The organism is Bacillus sp. LJBV19 (assembly GCF_017797845.1).
In the GTDB taxonomy this organism is placed as follows: Bacteria; Bacillota; Bacilli; order Bacillales; family Bacillaceae; genus Bacillus; species Bacillus velezensis.
In genome coordinates, this window is the sequence record NZ_CP072563.1 from 1757472 (window position 1) to 1770904 (window position 13433).

1 protein-coding gene is annotated in these 13433 nt (G+C 50.5%); it reads left to right on the forward strand.

Features of this window, described 5'->3' with window-relative positions; all coding sequences use genetic code 11:
- Positions 1-13422 (forward strand): type I polyketide synthase, encoded by a 13422-nt coding sequence (locus J6600_RS08685; protein ID WP_280879470.1) that lies wholly within the window; start codon positions 1-3, stop codon positions 13420-13422.
- Positions 13423-13433: the final 11 nt, after the last annotated feature.

Genomic DNA, 13433 nt, shown 5'->3' on the forward strand with positions numbered 1-13433 from the left:
GTGAAGAACTTCAATAAGCAAATCACTTTATCGCTGAAAAATCCGTTTATTTTACATCATGACGTTTACGGACAAAAAGTCCTTCCGGGATTGGCTTATATTGATATGTTTTATCAGATTTTCAAAGAGCGCGGCTATTCATACGACGGGCTTCAGCTGCGCCATTTATCCATATATCAGCCGCTTATTGCGAAAGAAGACAGCGCCGTCAAGCTTACGGTTGAATGTACAAAGGTAAAAGAAGGGCGATGGAAACTTACCGCAAAAGGGGCTGAGGTCAGCGGCGGACGAGTCCAGCCGGAAGAACGCATTTACGTCAAAGCGGAAATGCACGAGACGGGACCCGCAGTTTTCAGTGACACGCTTGATCTTGACTCTGTCAAACGCGAGGCGGAACGCACCATCGATTTAAATGAGCTGTATGCACAATGCAGAAGCCAGGAATTGGTTCACAGCGGATATATGAAAGCAGAAGGAGAAGTGTTTGAGGAGCGGGACGGCGTCACCTTTGATGTATCGCTCGGAAAAGACGCGATGGGACAGGCCGGGGGGTTTTTGTTCCATCCGACTCTTCTTGACGGAAGCGGCGTCGGCGCAAACCTATTGATCTCATCGCTGTTAAATGGGGAAAAGAGGCTGTTTCTGCCTCTTTTCTACGAATCTTTTACAGCATCCGAACCTTTGCAGAGCGGCTGCATCACGAGAATCAAACGTTCGTCGCTTCGGCAGGAAAAGGAGCTCATTTACATTACACTGGAGTTTTTTAACGCATCCGGCCGGAAAGTAGCCGAGCTGAAAGATTTCACAAGCAAGCTCGTGCGGGATGCCGAGCTGATCAATACAGACCGTAAGCCTGCTGAGAAGTCTCCTGAAAAAGCCGGTTTACCGGAAGTTGCGGCATCGCTTGAAGGCGGACACCCGCATGAGGAAGCAGAACGGTATGTCATGAATCTGATGGCTGAAAAAATCGGCAAGCCGCTTGAACAGATTGATTCTCAAGTCGGCTACTATGAAATGGGGCTGACATCGTCCGGACTGCTTGACGTTGTCGAAACGATCAGCGAAAAAATCGGCGAAACCCTTTCTCCGACTTTGCTGTTTGAATATACGACGGCAGCAGAGCTGGCCGCTTTCCTGACTGAGCAGTACGGGAGCCATTTCAGCGCGCCTCCGGCAAAAATGGAGAAGCCGGTTGAGCCGCAAACAGAGAGAAGACGGAAAAGCAATGTTCCGCAAGATGAAGATATCGCCATTATCGGCATGGCCGGCCGCTACCCGCAGGCCGAAAATATTCATGAATTCTGGGAAAACCTGAAAGAAGGAAAAAACTGTGTCGCCGAAATTCCGGAGTCTCGCTGGGACTGGCGCCGGTTTGAAAATGTAAAGTCGCCTTCCGGGAAGAGCATTTCAAAATGGGGCGGATTTATTGATGATCCGGATTGCTTTGATCCCCAATTTTTCCGAATTACGCCGCGGGAAGCTGAAACAATGGACCCTCAGGAACGGCTGTTTTTACAAACATGCTGGGAAACGATTGAGGATGCCGGATATACGCCAAAGTCGCTCGCAGAGGCGCGCGGACGGAATAAGAGACAGCGCGTCGGCGTCTTCGCAGGGGTGATGCATAAGGATTATACGTTGGTCGGGGCTGAAGCTTCTTCCGAAGATCATGTATTCCCGCTTTCTCTTAATTATGCGCAAATCGCAAACAGAGTTTCATATTTTTGCAATTTTCACGGGCCGAGCATGGCGGTCGATACGGTCTGTTCATCTTCGCTGACTGCGGTTCACCTTGCTGCGGAAAGCATTCGGCGCGGGGAATGTGAATCGGCGGTTGCCGGAGGGGTCAACTTGTCGCTGCATCCGAATAAATATCTGACATACGGTTTATGGGACATGTTTTCAACAGACGGAGTTTGTCATACATTCGGGAAAGACGGAGACGGCTATGTACCGGCTGAAGGAATCGGTGCCGTTTTATTAAAACCGCTGCGAGAGGCGGTAAAAGACGGAGACCGGATTTATGCGGTGATAAAGGGCAGTGCCGTCAATCACGTGGGGACAGTGAGCGGAATTTCCGTGCCGAGCCCTGTCGCGCAGGCCGATTTGATTGAAGAATGCCTGGACAAAGCGGGCATCGATCCGCGCACGGTCAGTTATATTGAGGCGCACGGGACGGGAACTTCTCTCGGCGATCCGATTGAGGTTCAAGGCCTTGTCAAGGCGTTCCGCCAGTACACACAGGACAAACAGTTCTGTTCGATCGGATCAGTGAAGTCCAATATCGGCCATGCGGAATCGGCGGCGGGCATCAGCGGCTTAAGCAAGGTTGCCCTGCAGCTTCACCATAAAACTTTGGTGCCGTCTCTTCATTCCGAGGAGCTGAATCCGTATTTAGATTTTGAACAATCACCGTTTTACGTCCAGCATCATACCGAAGAATGGCATCAGCCTTCAGTGACGGAAAACGGAAATGAGACCGTATATCCCCGGCGTGCGGGCATCAGTTCTTTTGGGGCGACAGGTTCAAACGTGCATCTCATTCTGGAGGAATTTATCCCTGAAGAATCACACGGAACAAATGCTGAACCGGCAGGAGAACAGACATTCATTTTTCCGGTTTCAGCCCGGAATGAAGAACGGCTAAAAGAGTATGTTGCGAAGCTGTCTGCATTTATTCATCCCGGCCTGCCGCTTGAGGATGCGGCGTATACACTTCAGATCGGCCGTGAACAGATGGAGGAGCGGGTTGCGTTTACCGCTCAGAATATGACACAGCTCAAAGAGCGGCTGGAGGGCTTTCTGGCGGGTAAAACGGTCAGCGGGTGCTGGCGGAACCGAGCCGATAAAAGCAAACAGGCAGAGCTTGCTCCGGACTTGATACATAAATGGCTTTCCTCCGGGAGTCTGGGGATGATTGCCGAAAAGTGGGCCGGCGGAGGAACGATGGATTGGAATCTCTTGTACGGTGAAAACAAACCGAACCGGATCAGCCTGCCGACATATCCGTTTGAAAAAATCCGATATTGGGTGCCGAAGGCGGAGAAAAGAGAATCGCTGCCGCAAAAAAATGCAGGCATGCTGCATCCGCTCCTTCATGAAAATGTATCAAACATGTCAGGCGTCCGTTTTCGGTCCTCTTTTAGCGGCGGAGAATTTTTCCTGAAAGATCACGTCGTCAAAAACGAGCGGACGTTACCGGGCGCGGCTTATCTGGAAATGGTTCGGGCGGCCGTGGAACATGCGGCAGAAACGAAGGAAGAAGGAACAGTCCGTCTGAAACATGTCGTATGGATACGTCCGTTTACAGCGGCGGATGAGTCCGCAGAACTGTATCTCCGTCTTTATGACGAAGAAAATGGGGAGATGGGATTTACGGTTTACAGTGAATCGGCTTCCTCGGAACAAGAGCCCGTTCTCTATGCGCAAGGAAGCGCGGCATTTGTCCGAGCGGGCGAACCGGCCAAAATCGAGATTGACAAATTAAGAGAGTCACGCCGTCTGATCACACCTGACGCTTGCTATCAGGCATACAAACAGATGGGGATTGAATACGGGGATGCTCACAAAGCGGTCACGGAAATCTATGCAAAAGACAGCAAAGTGCTCGCGAAGCTCTCACTCCCGTCATCTATTTCTCATACAAAAGATCAGTTTGTCCTCCATCCGAGCTTTTTGGATGCGGCCTTCCACGCGACAATCGGGTTAATGCTTGACAGAGACGGGACTGACATACGGCCGATGCTGCCGTTTGCTCTCGAACAGATTGATGTGTTGAAAAGCTGTAAAAGTGATATGTGGGTATCCATTGCGTACAGCGGCGAAAGCAAGCCTGAAGATGCCGTGCAGAAGCTGGATATTGATTTGTGTGACGAACAAGGCAATGTATGTGTGAAAATGACTGGTTATTCCGCACGGGAAATTGAAACGGATAAAACAGATACACTATTTTTTGAACACGTATGGGAAGAGAAGGCCGCTGTACATGAAAAAGCGCCGATCCATTTCAAAGCCCGTCACGTGATGATATCTGACCGGTTTACGGATCAAATGAACAGCATACAGACAGACTTCAGCTGTCATGTGCTCCGTGATCAGCATAAGAGTGAAGACGAACGGTTTGAAGCTTGTGCGCTTCAGGCGTTCGAAGAAGTGAAGAAAATCCTCGCTTCAAATTCCGGCGGGCGCGAGCTCATTCAGATTGTCGTGCCTCAAGAAGCGGATACGCAGCTCCTTTGCGGCTTAACGGGGCTTTTGAAAACAGCGGCGCTTGAAAACCCGAACCTGACCGGCCAGCTGATTGAAGCGGAGCCGGACGTCAAGGCAGACACGCTGTCCCGATATGTAAAAGAATGCAGCGCTCATCCTGATGACAAGCATATTCGCTATGAAAACGGCAGGCGCTATACGGCACAATGGCAGGAAACAGGGCTGGAACAGTTCGGCGCCGAAAAGCCGTGGAAGGATAAAGGTGTTTATCTGATCACAGGCGGTGCAGGCGGTCTCGGATTTTTGTTCGCCAAAGAAATCGCCCGGCATGCAAAAGACGCCGTTCTTATTTTAACGGGGCGTTCTCTGTTGGATAACCGTAAAAAAGCCCAGCTTCAAGAACTGTCCGATCTCGGCGCGCAAGCCGTGTACAAACAAACGGACATGACGGAAAAACAAGAAGTTCAATCGCTCACAGCGGACATCTGTCGGCAGTACGGCGGATTAAACGGTATCATACACAGCGCCGGAACGATAAAAGACAACTATATTCTGAAAAAGCACAAAGATGAAATCCGTGATGTACTGGCGCCGAAAGTCTCCGGACTGGTTCATCTGGATGAAGCGGCAAAGGACATTGAGCTGGATTTTCTGATTCTTTTCTCTTCCGGAGCCGGAAGCGCCGGAAGCGCGGGTCAGGCTGATTATGCGATGGCCAATGCGTTTATGAACGTCTTCAGTGAAAAAAGAAACCGTAAAAAAGCCCGAAATGAACGCTATGGACACACCCTTTCAATCTGCTGGCCGCTTTGGAAAGACGGCGGCATGACGGTTGATGCTGAAACGGAAGCCATGCTGACAAAAGAAAGCGGCATGGTCCCTATGCAAACAGAAAACGGCATTCAGGCTTTGTACCGCGGGTGGGCGGCAAACACATCCCAAGTCATGGTGACGGAAGGCTACGCCGCAAAAATCCGGGCGTTTCTGAAAAAATCAGCGGATCAGCCGGATAAGGGCAGCGAAACCGAAGAAACGGCAGGTCTTACAGCGGGCGGAGAGAACATGCTTGCAGAAAAAACGGAGCATTTCTTGAAACAAGTGCTTTCGGAAGTGACCAAACTTCCTGTCGGCAAAATTGACGCCAAGGCGCCTATGGAAGATTACGGTATTGATTCGATTATGATTATGCATTTGACGGGCCGGCTGGAAAAGAGCTTCGGCTCATTGTCAAAAACTTTGTTTTTCGAATATCAGAATATCGAATCGCTGGCGCAGTATTTTATGAAAGCACACCGGGACACGCTGCTGGAAGTGACCGGGATGAAAACAGAAGAAACCCCTGCAGCCAAATCGGCGCTGTCTGAGAAAGCGAAAGTAAAGCCCGTTTCCAAACGGAATGAAGGCAAAAAAGGCTTTGCGCATGTCCGTCCAGACACGCGGAAAAATCAGCAGCTGACGGAGCGTGAAGATATCGCGATTATCGGTATGTCAGGACGATATCCGCAGGCCGAAAATCTTCAGGAATTTTGGAAGAACTTGAGTGAAGGCACTGACTGCATAACCGAAATTCCAAACGATCGCTGGGATCACAGTCTTTATTACGACGCTGATAAAGATAAAGAAGGCAAGACGTACGGAAAATGGGGAGGATTTTTGAAAGACGTGGACAAATTTGATCCGCAGTTCTTCTCTATTTCGCCCCGGGATGCAAAATTGATGGACCCGCAGGAGCGGTTATTCCTGCAGTGTGTCTACGAAACGATGGAAGATGCCGGTTACACGCGCAAAAAGCTCACGGAAAAATCGGGTGATTTGCTTGGCGCCAATGTCGGTGTTTACGTCGGCGTCATGTATGAGGAATATCAGCTTTACGGAGCAGAAGAACAGGCGCGCGGAAAATCGCTTGCGCTGACCGGAAATCCGTCATCAATTGCGAACAGGGCTTCCTATGTATTCGGTTTTAACGGTCCGAGCATGGCTCTGGATACGATGTGCTCTTCTTCTTTAACAGCCATTCATCTGGCATGCCAAAGCTTGCGGAACGGGGAATGCGAAGCAGCATTTGCCGGGGGCGTCAATGTATCCGTTCATCCGAATAAATATTTGATGCTCGGCCAGAACAGATTTTTATCAAGCAAAGGCAGATGTGAAAGTTTCGGAGAAGGCGGGGACGGTTATGTGCCCGGTGAAGGAGTGGGCGCCGTACTCCTTAAGCCGCTTTCTAAAGCGAAAGCGGACGGTGATCATATTTACGGCCTGATCAAAGGAACGGCCGTGAACCATGATGGAAAAACAAACGGGTATTCCGTACCGAATCCGAACGCCCAAGCCGCGGTGATCAAACAGGCGTTAAAAGACGCGGGAACCGATCCGAGGGCGGTCAGCTACATCGAAGCCCACGGCACCGGAACTTCACTCGGCGATCCGATTGAAATCACGGGTCTGACAAAAGCCTTTTCAGAACAAACACAAGATAAACAGTTTTGTGCCATCGGCTCAGCGAAATCCAATATCGGGCACTGTGAAAGCGCGGCGGGCATCGCGGGTCTGACGAAGGTGCTCCTGCAAATGAAACATAAGAAGCTCGCACCGTCACTGCATTCCCGGACGCTTAACCCGAATATTGATTTTCTCGCTACGCCGTTTAAAGTGCAGCAGACGCTTGAAGAGTGGAAAAGACCGGTCATAAATGAAAACGGAATAAATAATGAATTGCCGAGAACCGCGGGGCTTTCCTCATTCGGAGCCGGCGGCGTCAACGTTCATATCGTCATCGAAGAATATTCCGCTGATGAGGATAAGGAGACGGCTTTTGCCGCGCCTCATCCGTCGATGATCGTCCTTTCCGCGAAAAATGAGAAACGGCTTCAAAAACGGGCGGAACGTCTTCTTGATGCGCTGCGGAGCGGGCGTTACCGGGAAGCGGATCTGAGCCGGATCGCATATACGCTTCAAATCGGCCGTGAACCGATGGAAGAGCGTCTCGGAATGATTGTCAGCAATTTGCGCGAGCTTGAAGAGAAGCTTGACGAATTTACGGGCGGCAAGGAGTCAATTGACCAACTCTACCGCGGACAAGTCAAACAGAATAAAGACACGATGGCGCTGTTTGCGGCTGATGAGGACATGGAAAAAACCATTGAGGCATGGCTTGAAAAAGGCAAAGCCGCAAAGGTATTAGAGCTTTGGGTGAAGGGCCTTCCGCTGAATTGGGATAAGTTGTATCAAATGGGCAGACCGCAAAAAATCAGTCTCCCGGCCTACCCGTTTGCAAAAGACCGTTATTGGATCGACATATCAGCAGATGCAGCTGTCAAAAAACCGGCCGAAACACAGTCTGCGCCGATCGCATCGGCGGCCGTCCCGGAACCGGTCATTGAAGTAACAACTCTTCACGAGGAGACTGCCAAAGAAAAACCGTCAAACATTTCATTGCAGCCTTTGAGCGGCGCGAAACCGAAAAGAACCGTACAGTCTGTTTCCCGTCCGGCGGTTTCCGCTGAAAAAGTAAGTGCCGTATTGACCGAAAGTTTGGCAGACGTTTTATATATGGATGCCGACGATATCGACGCAGACGACACATTTATTGATATCGGCATGGATTCAATTACCGGTCTTGAATGGATAAAGGCTGTTAATAAAGCATACGGCACGTCCCTTACGGTGACGAAAGTATATGATTATCCGACAATCCGCCAGTTTGCGGCCTTCTTGCAAAAAGAGCTCGGGACAGAACCGATCCTTGAGGAAGCAACCGAACCGCAGAAAACAGAGGCCGTGAAAAAACCGTCAAACATACTGCTGCAGCCTTTAAACGCTCATAAGCAGCATGTGATACAAGCAGAAGCGGATATTCTGGAGGCGATGTCTGAAACGGCAGCTTCCGCCGAACCGGAAGAACCGATTGAAGCGGTGCATGACGAGTTATCAAAAGCACTGGCTGATGTATTGTACATGGATCGGCATGAGGTAGATATTGATGAGGCCTTTATTGACTTGGGTATGGATTCGATTACCGGTCTTGAATGGATAAAGGCCGTCAATAAACGGTACGGCACGGACTGTAACGTAACGAAAGTGTATGATTATCCGACAATCCGCCAATTTGCCGATTTTCTGCGTGCGCAGCCGTCCGTCCGCGGCAGAAAAAAACAGGCGGTTCCCGTACGTCCAAAGCCGCTTAAGCAACACGCCCTGCAGGAGAAAACACCTGCCGAGCCTGAGAGATTAACGGTTCAAAAGGAACCTGAACCGGTGCAGGCCAAACGGGAGCCTAAAGACGAGATAGCGGACGCGATAGCCATCGTCGGCATGTCGGGCAAGTACCCGGATGCGCCGGACCTAAAGACGTATTGGGACAACTTAGCCCGTGCGAAAAATGCCATTCGCGACATCCCGCTTTCCCGCTGGGATGTAGACAAATACTATGATCCGGCCTTAAACAAGAAGGGCAAAGTATACTGCAGATCAATCGGTATGCTTGACGGCATTGAAGAATTTGATCCGCTGTTCTTTAATATTTCTCCGTCTGAAGCGGAACTTATGGACCCGCAGCACCGGATATTTTTACAGGAAGGTTTTAAAGCCTTTGAAGATGCGGGTTACAGTTCAAAAGAATTAAACGGGAAAAATTGCGGCGTTTATTTGGGGATTATGAACAATGAATACGGCATGATGTTAAACAAACATCAGACAGGAGGAAGCGCGACGGGCAACAGTTTCAGCATCGCGGCGGCCCGCCTGCCTTATTATCTCAATTTGAAAGGGCCGGCCATTCCGATTGATACGGCATGCTCTTCATCTCTCGTCGGGACTCATTTGGCGCGTCAGGCGCTGTTGAATCATGAAATTGACATGGCGCTTGTCGGCGGCGTGACCTTGTATTTAACGCCTGAATCATACATCAGCATGTGTGAAGCCGGAATGCTGTCTCCTGACGGCCAATGTAAAGCATTTGATAACAGTGCGAACGGATTTGTGCCCGGCGAAGGCGCGGGGGCGCTCGTTTTGAAGAGGCTGAAAGATGCGGAAGCCGATCAAGACCATATTTACGGAGTCATTATCGGATCTGGAATTAACCAGGACGGAAAAACCAACGGCATTACCGCACCAAGCGCGAAAAGCCAAATGGATTTAGAGCGCCAAGTGTATGAAGCGCACAACATCCACCCTGAGAGCATCACCTATGCGGAAATGCACGGCACCGGCACAAAGCAGGGGGATCCGATTGAATTAGAAGCCCTGTCTTCTGTATTCAAGGAAAAAACGGATCGCAAACAATTTTGCGCCATCGGTTCGGTTAAATCGAATATCGGGCATACGTCGGCGGCGGCAGGTGTAGCAAGCGTCCAGAAGGTTCTGCTGTCGATGAAGCATCAGCAGCTTGTGCCGACCCTTCATTTCAGCACGCCGAATGAACATTTTGATTTCAATGACTCGCCTTTATTTGTCAATACCGAACTCAAACCTTGGGAAACAGGCGGAGCACCGCGGCGGGCCTGTGTCAGCTCATTCGGCTACAGCGGCACAAACGCTCATCTCGTTATCGAAGAGTATCAGCCGAAAGACCGGGGAAGCCGTAAGCCTGATGAGACAAACATTTTTGTGCTGTCGGCGAAAAAAGCGCCGCAGGTAAAAACCTATGCCGAGTCTGTGATCGAATTTGCAAAAGCCAATCAGAATATCAATCTTTCAGATATGGCGTACACGCTTCAAACCGGGCGTGATGCGATGGATTACCGTCTTGCGGTTACAGCCGGTTCGAGAGAAGAACTGATCAGCCGTTTAACCGATTTTGTAAACGGAAATACGGGTGAAGGGATATATGAAGCCCATATCAAAACGGCTAAAAAAGAAATCAAAGCATTTGAAACGGACGATGACCTGAAGCAGCTTGTGAGGTCATGGTTCGATAAGAAAAAATACGCCAAAATAGCGGAATTGTGGGCCAAAGGGCTTCAGATGGACTGGGAAAGACTCTATCAAGGCGAAAAACCCCGCAGAATCAGTCTGCCGGCTTACCCATTTGCGAAGGAGCCGTACTGGCTGCCTGAGCCGAAAGCCGTACCGCAGGAAACAGAAGACCGGCGCAAGGCTGTGCTTTTAGATAAGCAATGGGTTCCGTGTGAGATCGATTCGGCCGGTGAGAAAAGCGGCAGGACGGTCATGATTCTGGCTGATGAAAGAACAGCGGAGCTAGCCGAAGAGACTGCGAAGCATTTCACTGACTCGTTCATTCTCCCGGTCGATTCCGCTGACACTGCAGCTGGCGATTGGAATCACATAGATGGCGCAATCGATCTGACGGGATGCGGAGACGAAGCCCCTTCACTGAAAGGGATCAGCCGGCTCCAGACTCTGATTGATACAAGCCGCCGGCAAGCGCGGCCGCTGACGCTGCTATATGTAACAAAAGGATTGGAGCCATTTCAGCAGAAAACGATTCATCTTGCAGGAGCGGCAAAAAGCGGCCTGTACAGAATGCTTCAAAATGAGTATCAAAACGTGACGTCAAGACACATGGATGCCGATACAGATACGGATCAGCAGACGCTTGCCAAACAGATTGCAGATGAATTTTCGGCGGACAGCACAGAACCGGAAATCTGCCGCCGAAACGGACAGAGATACCGTGCTTTATTCAGGGAGATTCCAAGCGGGAAGCGAGCAGAACATAAGCCCGCACCGTTTCCTGAAGACCATGTGCTTTTCATTACCGGAGGCACGAGGGGACTGGGTCTCTTATGCGCCCGCCATTTCACAGAAAAACACGGCGTGAAAAAAGTAGTGCTGACAGGCAGGGAGCCGATTCCTCCCCGCCATGAACGGTCAGCCGTTAATACGAGGCTGAAAGAGAAGATACGGGGGATTGAAGAGCTTGAAGCAAAAGGAGTGCAAGTGGCGGTGATCAGTCTGAAATTGTCTGATCATGATGCGGCGGCAGCGGAAATTGAAACGATCCGGCGCACGATGGGACCGATCGGCGGCGTCATTCACTGTGCGGGATCGGTTAATTCAGTAAATCCGGCGTTTATCAGAAAGACTGCCGACGATATACAAGAAGTGCTGGAACCGAAAGTCGCAGGGCTTCAAACATTAAGCAGCCTTTTCACAAATGACCCTTTGCAATTTTTTGTCTTATTTTCTTCAGTATCTGCAGTCGTTCCGGCGCTCGCGGCGGGACAGTCGGATTATGCGATGGCAAATGCGTACATGGATTATTTCGCGGCGGCTCATCAGCATCAATATCCGCTGGTCAGCATTCAATGGCCGAACTGGAAGGAAACCGGATTGGGTGAAGTCCGCACAGAAAGCCTGAAGCAGACCGGGCTGCTGGGACTGTCCAACGCGGAAGGCCTTGACTTGCTGGACCGCATTTTATCTGAAAACATCCGCCCGTCCGTTCTGCCGGCTATCATTGATCGGAGCGAATGGCATCCTGACAGGCTGCTCTGTCAAGAGAAAACACAAAAAGAGACTGAAGCCGTAATAACCGGCAAAGCCGCGGAAAAACATTCAGACAGAGAACTGCTTCTTGATACGAAGGCGTGGCTTGTGAAATTGTTTTCCGATGAGCTGAAAATCGCTCCGGAAGAACTGGAAACAGACGAACCGTTTCAGGATTACGGGGTTGATTCGATCATTTTAGCGCAGCTTTTACAGCAAATGAATCAAGCGCTCAAAGAGGACTTAGATCCGTCTGTTTTATATGAACATCCGACGATTGACGCGTTTGCCGAATGGCTTGTATCCAATGGGCAGCCGCTGCTTGCAGAAAGGGAAGAACCTGATACAGAAATCTTGGTTCCGGCTGCCGTACAAACGGTTCACACTGAACAAAAGCGTGATGCCGTAACTGAAGACATTGCCGTCGTCGGAATGAGCTGCCGTTTTCCGGGGGCGGAATCGTTAGACCAATATTGGGACTTGCTGAGAAGCGGCAGGTCCGCAATCGGCCCCGTCCCGGCGGAACGTTTCGGATATGCAAATCAATACGTTGCGGGATTGATTGATAATATGGATCACTTTGATTCCGAATTCTTTTTCATTCCGGAAAACGACGCGAAAGCGATGGACCCTCAGGCGTTGGCGGTGTTGGAAGAGAGCTTGAAACTTTGGTGCCATGCGGGCTATACCCGTGAAGAAATCAAGGGCATAGAAGCTGGTGTGTATATCGGAGGCCGCAGCCAGCATCAGCCTGATCCTGAAAGTCTTGCGAATACCCGCAACCCGATCGTTGCGGGCGGGCAGAATTATTTAGCGGCAAACGTTTCGCAATTTTTTGATCTGCGCGGGCCGAGCATCGTGCTTGATACGGCTTGTTCATCGGCTTTGACAGGAATGAACATGGCCGTTCAGGCACTGAGAAGCGGCGATATCAAAGCGGCGGTAGTTGGCGGCGTCAGCCTGCTGAACACGGATGCGGCGCACCGGATGTTCCAAGAGCGCGGGCTGTTAAACGAAAAACCGGCATTTCACGTATTTGACAAGCGTTCAGGCGGAGTTGTCCTCGGTGAAGGCGTCGGCATGGTTCTGTTAAAAACAGTAAGCCAGGCGCAAAAAGACGGCGACACGATACACGCAGTCATTAAGGCCGCCGCCATGAACAATGACGGCAGAACGGCAGGCCCGTCAGCTCCTAATATGCAGGCGCAAAAAGATGTCATGCAAAGCGCGCTTTTCAAAAGCGGCAAAAAGCCGGAAGACATCACTTATATCGAAGCAAACGGATCGGGTTCCGCGGTGACTGATTTGCTTGAGCTGAAGGCGATTCAATCCGTATACCGCTCAGGTCAGCATGTTCCGCTCGGCATCGGGTCAATCAAGCCGAACATCGGGCATCCGCTTTGCGCAGAAGGCATCGCAAGCTTCATTAAAGTCGTATTAATGCTGAAGCATAAACAAACGGTTCCGTTTCTCTCAGGAGACGAACCGATGCCGCATTTTGATATAACAAAGACAGATTTTCACTTTCATAAAACAGCCGGCGAATGGGATGCAGCCAGACCGTCAGCAGCCATCAACTGCTTTGCCGACGGCGGAACGAACGCCCACGTTATTCTGGAAGCTTGGGAAGAAAAAGATACCCGATTGAAAAGAAAGCCGCTGCCGGTACCGTCATTAAGACGTAAGGCTCTGGTAAAAGAACCTGACGTACGAGCGGAGAAACAAGAGCTTCCTGCGAAAAAAATGTTCTGGAAAGCATTTAAATGAGAGAGGAGTGG